Source organism: Staphylococcus sp. GDB20D11A, from assembly GCF_016893255.1.
In the GTDB taxonomy this organism is placed as follows: domain Bacteria; phylum Bacillota; class Bacilli; order Staphylococcales; family Staphylococcaceae; genus Staphylococcus; species Staphylococcus aureus.
Genome location: NZ_JAFEPJ010000009.1, coordinates 15,167 through 34,616, shown reverse-complemented (window position 1 = coordinate 34,616; position 19,450 = coordinate 15,167). Strand labels below are relative to the sequence as shown.

22 protein-coding genes and 1 riboswitch are annotated in these 19,450 nt (G+C 31.7%); of the genes, 11 read left to right on the top strand and 11 right to left on the bottom strand.

Annotated elements, in window-relative coordinates:
- Positions 1-108 precede the first annotated feature (108 nt).
- On the bottom strand, positions 109-1,608 hold the full coding sequence (locus tag JV528_RS06715) for an FAD/NAD(P)-binding protein (protein ID WP_001261686.1): 1,500 nt from the start codon (positions 1,606-1,608) through the stop codon (positions 109-111).
- A gap of 521 nt (positions 1,609-2,129) precedes the next feature.
- Between JV528_RS06715 and JV528_RS06710 the strand changes: the two genes are divergently transcribed.
- From JV528_RS06710 to arsC, 3 genes are read left to right on the top strand one after another with little or no spacing between them, the layout of a single operon-like run.
- Positions 2,130-2,444, top strand: coding sequence for an ArsR/SmtB family transcription factor (locus tag JV528_RS06710; protein WP_000221190.1), 315 nt, complete (start codon positions 2,130-2,132; stop codon positions 2,442-2,444).
- Positions 2,444-3,736, top strand: a complete 1,293-nt coding sequence (arsB, locus tag JV528_RS06705; RefSeq protein WP_000989108.1) for an arsenite efflux transporter membrane subunit ArsB — start codon at positions 2,444-2,446, stop codon at positions 3,734-3,736. The genes JV528_RS06710 and arsB overlap by 1 nt, the downstream gene beginning before the upstream one ends.
- A gap of 17 nt (positions 3,737-3,753) precedes the next feature.
- Positions 3,754-4,149 carry an arsenate reductase (thioredoxin) gene (arsC, locus tag JV528_RS06700; protein ID WP_000163240.1) on the top strand — a complete coding sequence of 132 codons (396 nt, stop codon included), beginning with the start codon at positions 3,754-3,756 and terminating at the stop codon, positions 4,147-4,149.
- A gap of 349 nt (positions 4,150-4,498) precedes the next feature.
- Here arsC and sagB read toward each other — a convergent pair whose 3' ends face one another.
- Positions 4,499-5,353: a peptidoglycan release complex glucosaminidase SagB gene (gene sagB, locus JV528_RS06695; protein WP_204177687.1), complete on the bottom strand. Its 855-nt coding sequence runs from the start codon at positions 5,351-5,353 to the stop codon at positions 4,499-4,501.
- Between the two features lie 275 nt (positions 5,354-5,628).
- Positions 5,629-5,853 (bottom strand): hypothetical protein, encoded by a 225-nt coding sequence (locus JV528_RS06690; protein ID WP_000384171.1) that lies wholly within the window; start codon positions 5,851-5,853, stop codon positions 5,629-5,631.
- A 198-nt stretch (positions 5,854-6,051) separates the two neighbouring features.
- On the opposite strand from JV528_RS06690, the gene sigS reads away from it, so the two are divergent.
- A complete protein-coding gene (gene sigS, locus JV528_RS06685) occupies positions 6,052-6,522 on the top strand; it encodes an RNA polymerase sigma factor SigS (protein ID WP_000671045.1) in 471 nt (156 codons plus the stop codon).
- 112 nt (positions 6,523-6,634) lie between these two features.
- Positions 6,635-7,078: a competence protein ComK gene (locus JV528_RS06680; RefSeq protein WP_001153740.1), complete on the top strand. Its 444-nt coding sequence runs from the start codon at positions 6,635-6,637 to the stop codon at positions 7,076-7,078.
- On the opposite strand, the gene JV528_RS06675 is transcribed toward JV528_RS06680, so the two are convergent.
- Complete coding sequence (locus JV528_RS06675) at positions 7,065-7,508, bottom strand: hypothetical protein (RefSeq protein WP_001030469.1); 444 nt, start codon at positions 7,506-7,508, stop codon at positions 7,065-7,067. The genes JV528_RS06680 and JV528_RS06675 overlap by 14 nt on opposite strands.
- Before the next feature lie 297 nt (positions 7,509-7,805).
- Here JV528_RS06675 and sdpA point away from each other — a divergent pair, with 297 nt between their 5' ends.
- The gene (sdpA, locus tag JV528_RS06670) at positions 7,806-8,441 is read left to right on the top strand and encodes a CPBP family intramembrane glutamic endopeptidase SdpA (protein WP_001168909.1); all 636 of its coding nucleotides are present in this window, start codon (positions 7,806-7,808) and stop codon (positions 8,439-8,441) included.
- 436 nt (positions 8,442-8,877) lie between these two features.
- Here sdpA and JV528_RS06665 read toward each other — a convergent pair whose 3' ends face one another.
- Entirely contained in the window at positions 8,878-9,591 is a 714-nt protein-coding gene (locus JV528_RS06665) for a transaldolase (RefSeq protein ID WP_001096494.1), read from the bottom strand.
- Positions 9,592-9,848: 257 nt separating this feature from the next.
- On the opposite strand from JV528_RS06665, the gene JV528_RS06660 reads away from it, so the two are divergent.
- The 3 genes from JV528_RS06660 (at position 9,849) to JV528_RS06650 (ending at position 11,122) form a co-directional block, all read left to right on the top strand.
- Positions 9,849-10,151, top strand: coding sequence for a hypothetical protein (locus JV528_RS06660; protein WP_000091445.1), 303 nt, complete (start codon positions 9,849-9,851; stop codon positions 10,149-10,151).
- A 255-nt stretch (positions 10,152-10,406) separates the two neighbouring features.
- A complete protein-coding gene (gene crcB, locus JV528_RS06655) occupies positions 10,407-10,772 on the top strand; it encodes a fluoride efflux transporter CrcB (RefSeq protein ID WP_001200552.1) in 366 nt (121 codons plus the stop codon).
- Entirely contained in the window at positions 10,769-11,122 is a 354-nt protein-coding gene (locus JV528_RS06650) for a fluoride efflux transporter FluC (protein WP_000623483.1), read from the top strand. Before crcB ends, JV528_RS06650 begins: the two co-directional genes overlap by 4 nt.
- A gap of 249 nt (positions 11,123-11,371) precedes the next feature.
- Here JV528_RS06650 and JV528_RS06645 read toward each other — a convergent pair whose 3' ends face one another.
- The 3 genes from JV528_RS06645 to metK form a co-directional block, all read right to left on the bottom strand.
- Positions 11,372-12,205: an aldo/keto reductase gene (locus tag JV528_RS06645; RefSeq protein WP_000453296.1), complete on the bottom strand. Its 834-nt coding sequence runs from the start codon at positions 12,203-12,205 to the stop codon at positions 11,372-11,374.
- Between the two features lie 211 nt (positions 12,206-12,416).
- Entirely contained in the window at positions 12,417-13,325 is a 909-nt protein-coding gene (locus tag JV528_RS06640) for a nuclease-related domain-containing protein (RefSeq protein ID WP_000366165.1), read from the bottom strand.
- Between the two features lie 124 nt (positions 13,326-13,449).
- Positions 13,450-14,643 carry a methionine adenosyltransferase gene (metK, locus tag JV528_RS06635; protein ID WP_000933822.1) on the bottom strand — a complete coding sequence of 398 codons (1,194 nt, stop codon included), beginning with the start codon at positions 14,641-14,643 and terminating at the stop codon, positions 13,450-13,452.
- Positions 14,644-14,748: 105 nt separating this feature from the next.
- Positions 14,749-14,859: riboswitch (SAM riboswitch) on the bottom strand.
- Between the two features lie 154 nt (positions 14,860-15,013).
- On the opposite strand from metK, the gene pckA reads away from it, so the two are divergent.
- Positions 15,014-16,606, top strand: coding sequence for a phosphoenolpyruvate carboxykinase (ATP) (pckA, locus tag JV528_RS06630; protein WP_000109907.1), 1,593 nt, complete (start codon positions 15,014-15,016; stop codon positions 16,604-16,606).
- A gap of 294 nt (positions 16,607-16,900) precedes the next feature.
- On the opposite strand, the gene JV528_RS06625 is transcribed toward pckA, so the two are convergent.
- Entirely contained in the window at positions 16,901-17,647 is a 747-nt protein-coding gene (locus tag JV528_RS06625) for an alpha/beta hydrolase family protein (RefSeq protein ID WP_014532648.1), read from the bottom strand.
- 4 nt (positions 17,648-17,651) lie between these two features.
- The gene (ytkD, locus tag JV528_RS06620) at positions 17,652-18,125 is read right to left on the bottom strand and encodes an RNA deprotection pyrophosphohydrolase (protein WP_000672018.1); all 474 of its coding nucleotides are present in this window, start codon (positions 18,123-18,125) and stop codon (positions 17,652-17,654) included.
- A 65-nt stretch (positions 18,126-18,190) separates the two neighbouring features.
- Between ytkD and yidD the strand changes: the two genes are divergently transcribed.
- Positions 18,191-18,448, top strand: coding sequence for a membrane protein insertion efficiency factor YidD (gene yidD, locus JV528_RS06615; RefSeq protein WP_000718107.1), 258 nt, complete (start codon positions 18,191-18,193; stop codon positions 18,446-18,448).
- On the opposite strand, the gene menC is transcribed toward yidD, so the two are convergent.
- Entirely contained in the window at positions 18,445-19,446 is a 1,002-nt protein-coding gene (gene menC, locus JV528_RS06610) for an o-succinylbenzoate synthase (protein WP_000778510.1), read from the bottom strand. The two genes, yidD and menC, sit on opposite strands and share 4 nt — an antisense overlap.
- Positions 19,447-19,450 lie beyond the last annotated feature (4 nt).

The window sequence follows — 19,450 nt, the reverse complement described above, 5'->3', positions numbered from 1 at the left end:
ACTACTATAGGCATCTCATTGATATGATTCTTACTAACAGACATTAAAAGCAAACCTTCAATTCGTCTCTATAGAGCGTTCTCTTTATTATCTTCTAGTTACAAATTATTAATTGTCACTGTGCTGTTGTTGCTCATTCGATTCTAAAGCATCATATAATTGAGATACTGTATGCGCAACTTGTTCTACTATCATTTTCACACCATTTCGTAGTTTATTAACACCGTTTGTCATTTGACCTATCGCAATCATATTTGTTAATGTTCCAAACCTTGGACTAATAACTTGATTGGTTTCAGGTATGATTTGTATGCCTCCCATTGGATGTGCTTGTACAATTTGTCTATTTTCAAGATTTTTAATTAATTGATCATCTTGATCCAATTCATTTAAATGACTTTTTGCACCTGTCGCGTTAATGACAACATTATATATGTCTACTGATTCTTGGTTTTTGTATGAAAAATAATACAACTTGCCATCATGTTTCACATCTTCTAAATCTTTTTTCAAAATTAAAGACTTATTTTCTATTAATTCAATAATTAGTTCAGCAGTTCTTGGAGGCATTGGATTTGAATTTAATTGAATCATCTTTGAGTATTTTTGATTAAATTGATGTTGGTCTTCAATACTTAAGCTATTCCATATCCAATTTAAATTCTCTTTCAAATGTTCAATCATACTTTGGAAAATGCCCATTTCTGTTGGACGCGCTAAATCATACTTCAAATCTGCAATATGATTTCCTGTACGTCTATGTACTAATTTTTTAAAATCAATGTCATATTCAGCACATTCTTTTAAAAATAAAGAAACTAAAGTATCAAGCGGTGCATTTCCGAAATGATGTTTTTTAATGTCATTTAATTTGTCTTTAGTTAAGTACTTGAATGTCACGTCTATCATAGTACCTCTTACACTTGGTAAATTTGCAGAACGACTCGTCATAGTAATTGGTAATTTCGGATGATGAGCAGCAACATAACGAACAACATCTAAGCTGGCAAGGCCTGTACCAATAATCGCAATATCGTCCTGTTCATTTACTTCGTCTAACGTATTATATGTTGGATAAGGCGTAGCGATATATCCTTTTTTACCCTTTAAGTTATATGGATCATGGTAGGCAAATGTACCACATGTTAAAAATACATAATCGTACGCTTGCCATGATTGTTCTGAATTTGTAGTACATATGTAATAAGTTAAATTCGTTTCATCAATATTAGAATTTGTATAAATCTCTTGAACTTTATTATAAATAGTTGATATATTTGGATATTTTTTCGTGAACATAGATAAATAAGATTTCATATAATGTCCGAATACAAATCTCGGTAAATATGTAGGCTCATCAAAATTAAAATCAGTTTGTTGTTTATACCACTTCCAAAATTCAGTCTCATCATCTAAATTTAAACTCATCTTTTTCGAAGGCATATTAATTAGCAGCTCAGAACTATCATTTTGAAATGGTACGCCCTGTCCCATATTTACTTTATCATCGTATAAATCTATATCTAATTGATTAAATTTCGGGTGCTTAACTAACTCTCTCAATACACTTACACCAGCAGTTCCCATGCCTATTATTGCTACTCGCATATATCATCCATCCTTTTGTAATTCAAAATATTATATTTAAACTATTACCTATAATTATAGCAATTTGGTATTTTTAATAAAATTTATTAAGGTAAGCTATTATTTCACTTTCACAACCACTAAACCATTTAAAACTTTTCATTTAATATCAACCTTAGTGTTTGTGTTAAAATATTTTTAACGAGGTGAATTAAATTGAAATTTATAGCAAAGATATTAATCTCATTAGTAATTCTATTTATGATTTTTAGTCGTAAAAACAAAGCTTCTTAATCAATACCCTTGATTACAAAATAAATTCAACTAAGGTGATTGGTCATACACTCAAGATATGGCTAATCACCTTTTTCAATGCAAAACAAAGAGTATAATTTGCAAAATCAATATCTATATTTATCTTTAATACCCTTTTAATACTAAAACCAAATTTAGATTACATAGTCATATCATGTAATATACCAGAGAAACATAGACATTCATCTATATAGATGATAATCTATTTAACGTCTAGGAGGTATGTTATGACGTATAAAGAACTAGCAACATATTTAAAAGTTTTATCAGATTCAAGCAGATTAGAAATACTAGATTTACTTTCTTGTGGAGAGTTATGTGCTTGTGATTTGTTAGAACATTTTCAATTCTCTCAACCCACACTTAGCTATCATATGAAAGCATTAGTAAAAACCAACTTAGTTACGACACGAAAAATCGGAAATAAACATTTATACCAGCTTAATCATAATATTTTTGAGTCCGTAATTAATAACTTGTCTAAGGTTCATACCTCTAACCAACGATGTATTTGTCATAACCTTAAGACTGGTGAATGCTAATGATGACAACTTTAGCGACACTCATTTTTCTAGTAACTTTATTATTTGTATTATGGCAACCTAAAGGCCTAGATATTGGCATTACCGCATTAACTGGTGCCTTTATTGCTATTATTACTGGTGTTGTAAGTTTTTCCGATGTTTTCGAAGTAACAGGTATTGTTTGGAATGCTACTTTGACTTTTGTCTCAGTCATTCTTATTTCATTTATATTAGATAAAGTTGGATTATTCGAATGGTCAGCTATTCACATGCTTCATGCTTCAAAAGGCAATGGTTTAAAAATGTTCGTTTATATCATATTATTGGGTGCCATTGTTGCTGCATTTTTCGCAAATGATGGCGCAGCGTTAATCTTAACGCCTATTGTATTAGCGATGGTTAAAAATATTGGATTTAATAAGCGCGCAATATTTCCATTTATTATTGCAAGTGGTTTTATTGCTGATACAACGTCTTTACCTTTAATTGTAAGTAATCTAGTGAATATTATATCTGCTGATTATTTTCATGTAGGATTCGTTCGATATTTTAGTAGAATGATTATACCTAATTTATTCTCACTTTTAGCAAGTATTATAGTATTGTGGATATATTTTAGAAAAGCGATACCTAAAACGTTTGATGATAATAAAATAAAGCGTCCTAAAGATGCCATTAATGATTTAAAGCTATTTAAAATTTCATGGATTATGCTAGTTATATTACTTTTCGGCTATCTAATCAGTGAATTTACTAAAATTCCGGTATCAATTTTCACTGGAATCATTGCTTTTATATTTCTAATGTTGGCTCGTAAATCAAATGCTGTAAATATTAAGGAAGTCATTAAGGGCGCACCTTGGAATATAGTATTATTTTCAATTGGTATGTATATCGTCGTATTCGGCTTAAGAAATGCTGGCATTACTTTAATATTGGCTAAAATATTAGAATATATTTCCAATTACGGTCTATTTAGCACCATTTTGGGAATGGGCTTCATTTCAGCATTTTTATCATCAATAATGAATAATATGCCTACAGTTTTAATAGATGCGATTGCTATTGGTCAATCAAATGTCCATGGCTTGTTAAAAGAAGGCCTAATTTATGCGAATGTTATCGGTTCTGATTTAGGTCCAAAAATTACACCGATAGGCTCTTTAGCTACATTACTGTGGTTACACGTCTTAACACAAAAAGATGTTAAGATTTCTTGGGGCACATACTTTAAAACTGGTATCATCATTACAATTCCAGTACTATTTATAACACTCATAGGGTTGTATCTAACACTTATCATATTTTAATTAATTAGGAGATTGTTATGACTAAAAAAACAATTTATTTTATATGTACAGGCAACTCATGTCGAAGTCAAATGGCTGAAGGTTGGGCTAAACAAATCTTAGCGGAAGATTGGAATGTATATTCTGCTGGTATCGAAACACACGGTGTTAATCCCAAAGCGATAGAAGCTATGAAAGAAGTAGGCATTGATATATCAAATCATACATCAGATTTAATCGATAATAATATTATTAAAAATTCAAATTTAGTTGTTACATTATGTAGTGATGCAGACGTAAATTGCCCTTCTTTACCAACAAATGTTAAGAAGGAACATTGGGGATTTGATGATCCTGCAGGCAAGCCTTGGTCAGAGTTCCAACGTGTGAGAGATGAAATTAAAATCGCAATTGAAAATTTCAAATCACGATGAGAGTGGGACAGAAATGATAAAAAACACTAATGATTTATTATGCAGTGGCTCTTTATCATTAGCTATAGCTAATGTGTACTTAAAAATAGGAATACATGAGTAAAACTCATGCATAAGAAATACTAATTTCTAAAGAAAAAGTAATTCTTTATTGATGTCCTGCCCCAACTTGTATTGCCTGTAGAAATTGGTGTTCCAATTTCTCTATGTTGGGGCCCCGCCAACTTGCATTGGCGGAATTATCAATCAATATCTCTCTTTAATATAAAAAGACGCTTTCTATCAAAACAAGATAGAAAGCGTCTTTTTAGTATGTCCGAGTCAAAAAAACAACTCATAGCTTATCAAATTACTTATTCAAATGTTTACTGTCATCTTTATACACAAAGTATTTGAAGTATTTTCCTTCAGTCTTCATGTTCTTATAAAAGTCAGCGATAATTGTTGCATTACTTTCTGCCCACTTAATATCAGTAGCATATTGATGTTCTCCTGGATTTTTTGGATTCCATCTCATACTATACAATGTATTTTGATCTGTGCTTGATAAGAAGTGCTTATGAATGAAATCAGCACCGCCTGAAATAGCTTTTTCAGGTGTATCCCAACCATGCTTTTTAGCATATTCTGCACCTGTTTTAATTGGGTCTTTATCAAGGGCTCCTACTCCATAGAAATTGTAGTATTTTTTGCCATCAATTTCGACTCCATTAGCTAATTCACTTTTAACTGCGCCAGTTTCTAATAATGCATGTGAAATTAAATAAACTTCGTTAACGTGCTTATCTTTAGCAGCTTTTAAGAAATCATCCGTATGTTTCAATAACGTTGGTCTATCTACTAACATACGTTTAATTCTATTTTTATCAATCCCTTGATACTTTGATAAATCTAAAAATTGATATTTTTGCTTTTCATTATCGATAAAAGTACCGCTATCCATTGTACTTTTAATTTCAGTTGCAGATGCATCTCTCCATGCATCATTCTTTTTATTTGATACCTGTTGACTCGTATAATTATTTATTTGTTTCTTTGCTGCATCGTTTAATGTAACATTTAACTTTTCAATCTTAATGTCTGATTTAACATGTTTGAAAAATATCTGATCGGATATCATTGAGAAAAATAAAAATGAGACAACAGCAAATATGACAACAAGTCCTATTATTCCAAAAATAGAACCTTTCTTGTGTTTATTCATATCCACACCTCTTAGGTCATTGTTGTTATACATTCAGTTTGACTACGATAATAAAGTTTAACATTATTAAAACCGTTTAACAATTTTATCTATGCATTGTTACATATTCATAAATAAACAGTAATGTAAATGAAACGTTTTAAACGATTTATCAATATTACTTTACGTTGATCTACGAATCATAAATGTTTTATCTTTTTGTATAACCTTTGAAAACCTTTATATCAATAATCTTATTATTCACGTATTAAAAAACAAAAAATTCTCTTGTTCGTTTACTTAGTTTCTTTTTTATAATCCATCATAATAAAACTTGCTGCATTTGATCTATTTTTATAATAGTACTGATTTAAATCAATCGTACCTTCAATTTGACCATCACGATACATCATTTCATTAGTGAAGTTATTTATCATCACGAAATCAGCACGATCTCTAATAACATCTAAATCGTCGTTTCGTGCAAAAAAATGTTCTAAATTTAAATGTGCGTAATCCATTGTTACCTCCCGATTACAAATTTTGTTCTATCTACTATTTAGCAAAGTAATAATACATCATATCACATTAAATTAATTACTTATGTCTTATATTTAACACTTAATTTAGCGATTACGCAAATGAATGATTTTTCTAAATATTTTATTCTAACTTTATCCGGAAATATTTGTTATACGTATAACTTGGAGAATGACTACTTGAAATTTAATGACGTATACAACAAACACCACAAAATCATACACCATCTTTTAAAAAAATATAATATTAGCTATAATTATGATGAGTATTATCAACTACTCTTGATAAAAATGTGGCAATTGAGTCAGATATATAAACCCTCAAGCAAGCAATCTTTATCCTCTTTTTTATTCACTCGATTAAATTTTTACCTTATCGATTTATTCAGACAACAAAATCAATTAAAAGATGTCATTTTATGTGAGAATAATTCACCAACATTAACTGAACAACCAACATACTTTAATGAACATGACCTTCGTTTACAAGATATCTTCAAGTTTTTAAATCATAAAGAAAGACTATGGCTCAAACTATACCTTGAAGGATACAAGCAATTTGAAATTGCTGAAATCATGTCATTATCGCTTTCAACGATTAAATTAATTAAGACATCCGTTAAGCGTAAATGCCAACATAATTTTAAATAGTTTATTGTGAAATTTCGGTCGATGTGTTAATGATGTTGAAACACCCTAACATCTTCATATAAATTTATTTTAACCATTAAATTAACAACTTATTATACGAGGAGTACTATATTTGCAAGACAATTCTACTAAATATCTACTTTATATCCAAACTGCTACTTCAAACCATCTCGAAACAAATTGTGTCTTTTTACATTGTGATTACATTCTTAAAGTTCCAATTAACAAACTCGTTTCATATTATGCGAAATTGCATTTATCATCACAAAGTGTGCTAATTGAGACTGCAAAAAACATACTAAATATTAATAAACTGGTTCCCATTTACATCAACGCAAAAACTATACTTTTTCCGTTAAAACATAAACGTGCACCGATACAAATTTATATCAATGCACATTATATTGTTGGTATGACTGCCATAGAGAATTCAACATTAATACATTTTCAAGAAGGCATTCAGCTAGAAGTTGATGAGCCATTTTCTCTAGTTTCAAAAAAATGTCATGAAAGTTTAGCTTTGAAGCACTTCATTGAAAATACTATTTCGAATTAAATTTAATTTCTAAAAGTTTCTTAGTAAAGTATGATGTCACAATTTTTATAAAATATATGCTAACAATCATTAATAAAATCGCTCCAATAATTGTTAAAATAACAACAGTTGTAGATAAATCTACCTTAGGACTAACGAAAAATTGTACGCCAGATAGACTTGTTATTAGCCCAAATAAAAACAAGCCTAATAAAGCAACATAAGCAAACATCATCACTACTAATGTAACAAACATACTATAACTTTTTGTTTCTTTATTTCGAAATACATTTTGTCTTAAGTAAGCATTAGCAAAGGTAACAGGCTTATTTAAGTTAACGCTGTCATCATCAGATATAGAAGACAATCGTTGATCTAATGCTTGTTTCTCCTTCTTGTTCAAAAACCATAATTGCTTTTTAACTTTTTTATCAAATGATGCTTTATTCATAATTAAGGATTTCTCTCCTTTATAATATTGACGTAATTTTAAACATTAGCGTCAATTGAAAGTGTATTTTATATATTTTACAGAAATATATGTATCAAATCTACAAAAATCCATATTACAATTTCATTTATGTTGATTTGACGCTAAAATACAGTCTGCTAATTTTTTCAAACTAATGCTTTTTAGGTAAGTACAATGATAAATTTTAATCGTATAAATGTTTCATATATAATGAATCTAGCCTTAACCATATTGCATTCAAAATTAATTTTAAAAAATGAAAAGAAAGGATTTAGCATGCAAAAATTCAAAGACTTTTTTTACGATGATTTATCGGTTACACGAGGAAATTATTTTTTAACTTTAATGGCAGCATTTTTTATTACTATCATTTTATTTATCGGCATAGTTGTCAGTGAAGTACATTTACTTTATAGCATGCTGATTGTATTAGTAGGTTTAATTCTATTGAGGCTATTCAAAATCAATTTATTCTCTTTTAAAAAATTAACATTGTATCAAGTTATTTATATTATAGGTGGTGCACTATTAATTTATGGGTTAGATAATCTTTATTTATATTTTCATGACGTACCGGCAAATGAACAACAATTAGAGCATGAAATACGAAATACACCATTCTATATTTCTATTTTCACTGTTACCATCATCCCCGCTATTGTGGAAGAAATTGTTTTTCGCGGTATGATAATAAGGGTTATATTCAGAAAACACTTGTTTTTAGGGTTACTTGTGTCTAGTTTAGTTTTTGCATCATTACACGAATCTGACACTTGGATTGGTTATTTACCTTACTTATATTCTGGTTTGATTTTTGGCCTAATTTATATAAAAACAAAACGATTAGAAGTGGTAATATTCATGCACTTCTTAAATAACTTATTAGCTCTGCTCTTTATAATATGGGGATAATTTTGAGATAACCTTTCATATTATTTTCAAATTATCTATCTAATATTTATTTTATTGAACTTGAGTCACCACTTAAACTCAAAAATACATGTCATCAAGTGCAAAATAATTTAGAACTAATACAAACATAACAACTTTTACTTTACGCTTAAAATCAAAAGTCACATACCTATATATAAGTACAACTTGTATATTTTGTACTCTATAGGTATGTGGCTTAAATAATATTTTATTCTTGAGTTGCATATAGTAATTGTTTTTATTCATTTTCTAAAATACGCGAGACTAATTTCCTTTACTACTTCTGTTGAATCAATTTAGACTTTTTATAACTCGAGCTTTTACTTAGCTGAATTTTGACTTCAACTTCATTAATAACTATGATGGAAAACCCCCATAAGCACAATGCCTATGAGGGTTTAAATATATTTATATATTATAGAATAGAAAGACCTGAAGATTGAATATCTTTCGCAAAGCCTTTAACTGTATCTACTGATAATTCGTTAATATCGCGACCTAAGTTTGTATTCACTTTTTTCACAACATCTGCTGGGCATGTAATAATATCTGCACCAATTTCATCAGCTTGAATCACATTGAATAATTCGCGGCAACTTGCCCATAATAATTTAACGCCGTCTTTACTATGCGTAACTTTTACAGCCTCTTTCATTAATGGTAATGGATCTACGCCTGTATCTGCAATACGTCCTGCAAATACTGAAACATATGTTGGCACACCTTCAGTTACTGCTTCAGTTATTTCTTTAACTTGTTCAATTGTGTAAACAGCCGTAACGTTTAATCTCACATTGTCAGCTGAAAGTTTTTTAATTAAAGGAATCGTTGATTCACCTTTTGTATTTACAATAGGAATTTTAACAAATACATTTTCGCCATATTGTTTTAAAATTGCTGCTTCTTTTTCCATAGTTTCTAAATCGTCTGCAAATACTTCAAATGAAATTGAAGCATCTGGAATTTCTTTCACAGCTTCTTCAGCAAAAGCTTTGTAATCTGTTACGCCCGCTTTCGCCATTAAACTAGGATTTGTTGTAAAACCATCCACTTGTTTGTTTTTATAAGCTGCTTTCATTTCTTCAATATCTGCACCGTCCGCAAATACTTCTACATTTAGTTTAGCCATATAATATAGCCTCCTTGATTCTTATTAAAATTTAACAACATCTGCATGTCTTTTTCTTACAACCATTTGTAAAAAATGATTTTTATTTCTTTGTTATATAAAACATTTATATCACGCTTTTATAATATATAGCTAATTTTTTGCCTATATTTTTTAAAAATGACTTTAGCAACATTGTGTCAACAAGGTAATTAAACTATTGTTTTATGATTGTTTATGATACGATATGTAAATGATAACCATCCAGGAGGTCTAGCATGTCTCGTTCAAAAAAATACTTTTACTTATCTAGCTTAATGATTATTTTAAGCTTTTTCTTTAATACAAATAACGTTTTCCTAAGCGGACTTTTTAATTCTTTTATTAAATTAATACTTTTCTGCAGTGTTATTAACTCCATTGTACTAATTTTGTCTATAATTTTTGCAGATCGTTCAATTAAATCACTAAAGCCTGATGCAGATTGGATTAGAATTGCGAGTAAAAGTTTGCCATGGATTATTCTAATCGTTATTTTAGTACATATCTTTTCAATTGTTCGTACATTCGGCTTTATTTAAAAAAGATTAAATGTCAATGTAGCCTTAATACAAAACAATACAATGTATCACGCCATAATAAGTAATTCAATTTGATGACGTTGTTGCGTATAAAAAATATTAGATTTTCGAAATCATAACTATACATCTAATCGCTATAGTTATACAACAAGATATAACATATAATGAGGTTTGATAATGCATCGACAATTTTTGTCGTCGCGTTGCCAAAACCTCTTTTTTAAATTCAAACTACTTCTTTTCGAGGTGAAGCAAATGCAATATGTATATATTTTTATCGGTGGTGCTTTAGGCGCTTTATTACGTTACCTCATTTCTTTTCTGAATACTGACGGAGGTTTTCCAATCGGAACACTGGTAGCCAATTTGACTGGTGCCTTTGTAATGGGATTGCTAACAGCCTTAACAATTACATTTTTTTCAAACCATCCGACCCTAAAAAAAGCTATTACGACTGGTTTTCTTGGTGCTTTAACGACTTTTTCAACATTTCAATTAGAATTAATACATATGTTTGATCATCAACAATTTATAACTTTACTACTATATGCTATAACAAGTTATGTCTTTGGTATTTTGTTATGTTACGTCGGTATAAAACTAGGTGGTGGTTTATCATGATATCAATCATTTTAGTCATGATTGGCGGCGGTTTGGGTGCAATTGCTAGAAGTGCCATTACGGATTATTATAATCATAAATTTACTTCAAAGTTACCTATCGCAACATTGATAGTAAATCTTATTGGTAGTTTTTTAATTGGTTTAACTATAGGCTTATCAATTTCAATCTCATGGTTCCCTGCGTTCTTTGTTACCGGTTTTTTAGGTGGCTTAACAACTTTCTCAACGTTAGCCAAGGAACTTACACTAATGATGACGCCAAAATTTAATATTAAGCTTTTTCTCAATTATTCACTTTTACAATTCATCATTGGATTTATAGCTTGTTATATTGGCTATCATATTTAAAAATAAAATGCTTCATTCAGCAAATAGGTAAATTACGACACCTTCCTGACCGAAGCATTTTTTAATTTTCATGCAAATTTTTTAGCACCATATAATGCCTACCAAAATTCAATAATCTTTGTTGCCGTTTAAATAATGTGAATGTCAATAAATTCTCCAAACTAGTCGAAAATAAAAACGTTAAGCAATATTGCTATTACCTAACGTTGACAATTCATCTAACCTTTTCATCAGTTAAGCGATTTTAATCTATCCTTCAAAAGTTTTTGGATCAGGTCCAATTCTCTTATCTTGATTTAAACCATCAATTCGCGTCATTTGTTCATCTGATAATTCGAAATCAAATATTTGGAAGTTTTCAGAGATTCTGTTTGGTGTTACCGATTTAGGGATTGTAACCACACCATGTTGCACATTCCATCTTAAAACAACTTGGGCAGGTGACTTTCCTAATTCTTGAGCAATGTCTTTAATTGTCTCATCATTTAAAATTTGTGCATTCATCAATGGTGACCAAGATTCCATCACGATATGTTGTGCTACCAAATATAATTTCAATTTATGTTGCGTTAAATATGGATGATATTCAACCTGATTAATTACAGGTTTAATTGACACTTGTGCCAACAAAGCTTCCAAATGTTCAGGTTCAAAATTGCTGACACCTATATTTTTAACTTTATTATTTTTATATAAATCTTCCATACCTTTCCATGTATCAACCATTACGGCTTCGTTCGTACCTGGCCAATGAACTAGATACAAATCTAAGTATTTTAAACCTAATCTAGATAAACTAGCTTCGTAAGCAGCTGCTACATTTTCACGACCAAAATCCTCAAAATATAATTTTGAAGTAATAAATAAGTCTTCTCTAGCAATACCAGTTGATTCCAATCCGGCACGAATGCCAGCACCTACTTGTTCTTCATTCCCATAAACTTTTGCGGTATCAATACTACGATATCCTTGTTCAATGGCATACTTAACACTTTCCATGCAATTTTCATCATTTTCCACACGAAATGTCCCTAAACCAATTTGTGGCATCGCGTTTCCATTATAAAATGTTTTAACCTCCATAAATATCGCCTCACCTTTTTGATGTATTATACCCTGTTATCATAACAAATCTGAGTTGAATACATGAGAAAAAACACTTATAGCAATCAACCACTAAAATTCTAGTAATATCTCTCAAATATTAATCAAATTGTAAAAGTAATTCTGTTTAATTTATGACAAACTAAAAAAGCCGAAGTAACAACATATAGTCATCACTTCAGCCTAACATTTAATTGAATGATTCAATTTTATCCATCATTTGTTGTAAGTCTTCCACGTTGTATTGAATACGACCATGGAATACAAATTTGTTAAAGAACTCGTCTAATTGTTCAGCACCAACAAGCACTTTGACAGCACTATTTTGATTATAATTTGAAATCGTTACATCACCTTCATTTTTAGGATTAAAGTATAAAATTGAAGTCGGTGTATATTTAGCACCTAAATGTTTTTGTAAGTCTTCAGCCAATTGTTTAATCGCCTCAATTTGATCTGAATAATTTACAAATGATAATGAACGTTTGTCATCATTTTGATCCATCACAATAGTTTGCGGTCTAGATTTATCTAAATCTAATGTATCAAATACTTGTTCCATTGGTGGTAAATCTTTAAATTGACCGCCACTAATACCATTATAAACATGACCTTTTAACAATTGAGAATCAATAATATAAAGACCAGTTCTTGTTAATACTAAATGACTAATTCGTTCAATATTATTAAAGCCATCCTTTGGTAAAAAGATATTTGCCATAATGTGCATATCTTCTGGTCGAATTCGTTTTTCTTTAACTAATCTTTCACGAATACCAATTAATCTCATGTCCGTTACATATTCACTATGATTTTTCGAGAACAATTTTAATGCGTCAATCTCACGATCTTTTGTACTAACCATGTGATTATAATCTTCTTGTTGTTTTGTAATTGTCTTTTTATTTTGAATACGCTCTTTCTCTAAAGCTTCTTCATGAGACTTTTTAATGTTTTGTTCTTGTTGTTCATACTTTTCTTCTGTTTGTCGCTTAACTTTTTTCTTACTACCTAAGGCAACTAAGAAAAGGACAAAAAAGATTAATGCAATGACTACTGCAATAATGAGTCCAATGACTACCGGTGAAGATAAATCCATCACAACAACGCTCCTTTTTAATATATGAATAACTTTAATTATAATAGAAAAGCTAAAGATTTTCGATACATATTATCATTTATATACCGAAAATCTTTTATTTAGCTATATTCAATTCATCTTATTATTTTACTGCGTCTTTTAATTCTTCCACTTTGTCTAATTTTTCCCATGGGAATAAGACATCTGTACGTCCAAAATGACCATAAGCAGCAGTTTGTTTGTAAATCGGTTGTTTCAAATCAAGCATTTTAATAATACCTGCAGGTCTTAGGTCAAAGTGTTTTCTAACTGCTTCGACAAGTTGTCCTTCAGAAACTTTACCTGTTCCAAATGTATCAATTGCAATTGACACTGGTTCTGCAACACCAATCGCATATGCCAATTGTACTTCACATTGATCTGCTAAACCTGCTGCAACAATATTTTTAGCCACATAACGTGCAGCATATGCAGCTGAACGGTCTACTTTTGTAGGATCCTTACCACTGAAGCATCCGCCACCATGACGTGCATAGCCACCGTACGTATCAACAATGATTTTACGTCCTGTTAATCCTGCATCACCTTGAGGTCCACCAATTACAAAGCGTCCTGTAGGATTGATGTAGAATTTAGTTTGTTCATTAATCAAGTTTTCTGGAACAGTTGGATAAATGACATGAGCTTTAATGTCTTCTTGAATTTGTTCAAGTGTCACATCCTCAGCATGTTGTGTTGATACGACAATCGTATCAATACGTACAGGGTTATCATTTTCATCATATTCAACAGTGACCTGAACTTTACCGTCTGGTCGTAAATAATTTAACGTACCATCTTTACGCACATCTGATAAACGTTTTGCCAATTGATGTGATAAATAAATTGCTAGAGGCATATACGTTTCTGTTTCATTCGTTGCGTAACCAAACATTAAACCTTGGTCACCTGCACCTGTTGCTTCAATTTCTTCTTCGCTATCTTTATCACGATACTCTAATGCTTTATCCACGCCTTGTGCAATGTCAGGTGATTGTTCATCAATCGCAGTTAAAATTGCCATTGTTTCATAATCATAACCATATTTTGCTCTTGTGTATCCAATTTCTTTGATTGTTTCTCTAACAACTTTCGGAATATCAACATATGTTGTTGTAGAAATTTCGCCGGCGATCAATGCCATACCTGTTGTAACAGTTGTTTCACAAGCTACACGTGCATTTGGGTCGTCTTTTAAAATAGCATCTAATATTGCATCTGACACTTGGTCAGCGATTTTATCTGGGTGTCCTTCTGTAACAGACTCTGAAGTAAATAATCGTTTGTTATTTAACATAGTTTGCTCCTTTAAATTTATATTACGAAAATTCTCTCTCTGTGAGCTAAATAAAAAAGACCTTCTAACTATTAATATAGAGAGAAGGCCTAATACGTCCATTCGCTCTTATCGTTCAGACCTATTTGTCTGCAAACGGTTTGGCACCTTTCTTTTATAAAAAAGAGGTTGCTGGGTTTCATTGGGTCCATGTCCCTCCACCACTCAGGATAAGAGAATCCGTTAAAAATAATAGTACCTAATTAATGAATTAATGTCAATTTTTCACAAATAAATTTACAGTAAAATATTGTAGATTAATTATGTTAATGTGTTATACTAATTAAATGTAAAGGCTTACATTTAAATTATCGCTTTGGAGGGATTTAGGATGTCAGTAGACACATACACTGAAACAACTAAAATTGACAAATTACTGAAAAAACCAACGTCACATTTTCAACTTTCGACGACACAACTTTATAATAAAATCTTAGACAATAACGAAGGGGTATTAACAGAACTTGGTGCTGTTAATGCAAGTACTGGAAAATATACTGGTCGTTCGCCTAAAGACAAATTTTTTGTCTCTGAACCTTCATATAGAGATAACATTGATTGGGGAGAAATTAATCAACCTATCGATGAAGAAACTTTCTTGAAGTTATACCATAAAGTACTAGACTATTTAGATAAAAAAGATGAACTATACGTATTTAAAGGCTACGCTGGTAGCGATAAAGATACAATGTTAAAACTTACAGTCATCAATGAATTAGCATGGCATAATTTATTTGCTAAAAATATGTTTATTAGACCTGAATCAAAAGAAGAAGCTACAAAGATTAAACCTAACTTCACTATCGTTTCTGCCCCACATTTTAAAGCAGATCCAGAAGTTGATGGTACTAAATCTGAAACTTTTGTCATTATTTCATTTAAACACAAAGTCATTTTAATCGGCGGCACTGAATACGCTGGTGAAATGAAAAAAGGTATCTTCTCTGTAATGAATTATCTCTTACCGATGCAAGATATTATGAGCATGCATTGCTCAGCAAACGTTGGTGAAAAAGGCGATGTTGCATTATTCTTTGGTCTATCTGGCACTGGTAAAACAACCTTATCGGCTGACCCACACCGTAAACTAATCGGTGATGATGAACACGGCTGGAATAAAAACGGGGTCTTTAATATCGAAGGTGGCTGCTATGCAAAAGCAATTAATCTTTCCAAAGAAAAAGAACCACAGATTTTTGACGCAATCAAATATGGTGCAATCCTAGAGAACACTGTAGTTGCAGAAGATGGTTCAGTGGACTTTGAAGACAATCGTTATACAGAAAACACGCGTGCCGCTTATCCAATTAATCACATTGACAATATTGTAGTACCATCAAAAGCAGCACATCCAAATACAATTATTTTCTTAACTGCGGATGCATTTGGTGTTATTCCACCGATTTCAAAGTTAAATAAAGACCAAGCAATGTATCATTTCTTGAGTGGTTTCACTTCTAAATTAGCTGGTACAGAGCGTGGTGTGACAGAACCTGAACCATCATTCTCAACATGTTTCGGCGCACCGTTCTTCCCGTTACACCCTACTGTTTACGCTGATTTATTAGGTGAACTTATCGATTTACATGATGTTGATGTTTATCTTGTTAATACTGGATGGACTGGCGGAAAATATGGTGTAGGACGTAGAATCAGCTTACATTACACACGTCAAATGGTAAACCAAGCGATTTCTGGCAAATTGAAAAATGCAGAATATACAAAAGATAGTACGTTTGGTTTAAGTATTCCTGTAGAAATTGAAGATGTACCGAAAACAATTTTAAATCCAATTAATGCTTGGAGCGACAAAGAGAAATATAAAGCACAAGCAGAAGATTTAATTCAACGTTTTGAAAAGAACTTCGAAAAATTTGGTGAAAAAGTTGAACATATTGCCAAAAAAGGTAGCTTCAACAAATAAATTTGAATACTAATTAAAGAGCCAACCGTTGTTATATTTTAACAATGGTTGGCTCCTCTTATTTTAATTGGTAAAAAATTTATAGGCAATTTTATTACAACAATGCACATTTAAGGTGACCTTCATGCCAAACTCGCATCACTCATTCAATGGAAGCAGCACGTCTTCACATAAAGTACCGATCCCTTACGCTATGCATGTTGCCCCACTTTGCATTAAATACCGATTCCTCATTCAACGTATATCACACATCTTCAAAGATTGATAGTTCCCATGCGCACACCACGTATCATACTAGCTATGCGACTCAACTTGGTTCATAAACTCTTTAATATAAGCCAATGTTTCAACCATCGCTGGAGGTCTTGGCACATGTCCTTCTGCCATTTGATAAAATGTTTCATGTATGGCCCCTTTTAACTCTAGTTGATCCGCTAAATAATACGCATGATGAATACCAACTTGCTGGTCTTTCCCTCCATGTACAATTAATATTGGTGGACTGTTTTCATTAATGTTTGGAATCGCTTGGCGTGCCTCATATGCTGCTCGATCTTTTTTTGGATGACCAATCATTCTTCGTAGCATACCTCTTAAATCAACGCGCTCTTCATACATCAAATCAATATCTGAGACTCCACCCCAGATGATATAACTATTTACAGGTAAGTCTTGAAATGTCAACAACCCTTGTAGTCCACCTCTTGAAAAACCAACCATATGAATAAAAGCTTGCGGATATTTATCATGTAGCAATCTTAATAGTTGCGTCACATCATTTAAATCGCCACGATAAAATTCATCTTTACCTTCACTACCATTGTCACCTCGGTAGTATGGCCCAATCACTAAAGTTTGACTATCTGAAAATTGCATTAATCTACCTGCGCGCACACGTCCTACTTGACCTTTGCCACCTCGCAAATATACTACAATGCGTTTTACTTCATGATGTGGTGTCATCATTAAAGCTTTTACTTGTAAATCATCTGACAAATATGTAATTTCTTCGAATTGATGCGTAAAAGATTCAATTGGCATTCGTTTACGTTTGATAAAATCCAAGTGATTGCACCCTCTCTACGCATTTTAAAATGGTACTATCTTGCAGTAAGAAACTCCGTTGTGCGAGTTCAATATCATTGATACAGTTAAACAACACTGGCCCTGCTGTTTCTAAATAATCGTTCTTGCTTACCAATGATTCAACTTCGATAAAATATACATCTTTTACAAAATCAGTTTGATCATGTGTTTCAATGCTATATTGTGCTATGTAATGAATATTTTTAACTTTGGCGCCTGTTTCTTCATATAATTCACGGGTAACTGCTTCAGCACTACTTTCCCCGCGTTCCCTTTTACCACCAGGAAATTCAATACCCCGTAAATTATGTTTGGTAAAAAGCAATTGATTTTTAAACGTTGGAATAGCTAGCACATGATTGCCATCTGCTATCTCATTATTCTTTTTAAATGTCAAATTAACTTGACGATTATCTTTATCCCTAAACTTCACGCGCATCACATCCCTACATTGTATGTTAATATAATAGTTAATTACTATCGTTGGAGGCATTAATTATGAAAAAGATATTCTTGGCGATGATTCATTTTTATCAACGTTTCATTTCGCCACTCACTCCACCAACTTGTCGTTTTTATCCTACATGTTCAGAGTACACTAGAGAAGCGATTCAATACCACGGTGCTTTCAAAGGCCTTTATTTAGGCATCCGTCGTATTTTAAAATGTCATCCGCTTCATAAAGGTGGCTTTGACCCTGTTCCGTTAAAAAAAGACAAGTCAGCAAGCAAGCATTCACATAAACATAACCATTAATATGGTTGTAATTGAGTTATATCTACTAAAGGGGGGCGAAATTCAAGTCGCCCCTCTTTTAATATGCCTGAATACGCCACCACATCTTGTTCAAAATAATAACCTGCTGGTGTAACATCTCCTGGATAATCACCTTTACGAGCAAGCATCGCTGTAAAATAACGGCTTAAACCATATTCGTACATGCCGCCAATAACCACTTTTACACCATGACTTTTCAAAGTATCAATTGCCGTTTGCACTTTATCAATGCCACCTAGACGAAATGGTTTTAATACAACAACTTTCACATTGTATAATTCTATCAAATTAATTATGTCCGATAGTGATGTCGCCTTTTCATCAAGGGCTATTGGAGGTATTGTTCCATCCACTACTTCATCAAGCATTGAGATATCTTTAAATGGCTCTTCGATATAAAGAATATGTTCGCGCGCTAATAACTGTAACTGTGTGAAATCTTGACGATCCAAGGACTCATTTGCATCTATAACCAATTGAAAGTGGAAGTCTAATTCCCGTAACACTCTAATTTGATGCATGATTTGAGGTGTCCATTTTAATTTAATTCTGGTCGGCTTTGTTGCTTTCAATGACTCTAGTTGTTTATTTGATAAGCCGCTCGCTGTCGCTCCATATGCTACTGAAAATGAAGGCAGTACATGAAACATTTGATACAATGCCATGACAATAGTTGCCCTTGCAGCAGGCGTATTTTCCAATGAATCTACTAATTTAAGTGCTGCTTCATACGTTTCAAATGATTTATTTCTTTTATCTTCGAACCATTGCTCAATCGCATGTTTTACTGAAGCAATTGTTTCATGATCATACCAATCTGTTTGAAAAGCGTTACATTCCCCGAAATATGCATTTCCTTTATCATCAATCAATTCGATAAACAAACAATCACGATGCGTTAAAGTGACTTTCGGTGTTACAATTTGTGACTTAAATGGCTCACTATATTTATAAAAATGCAAAGCTGTCAACTTCATCAAA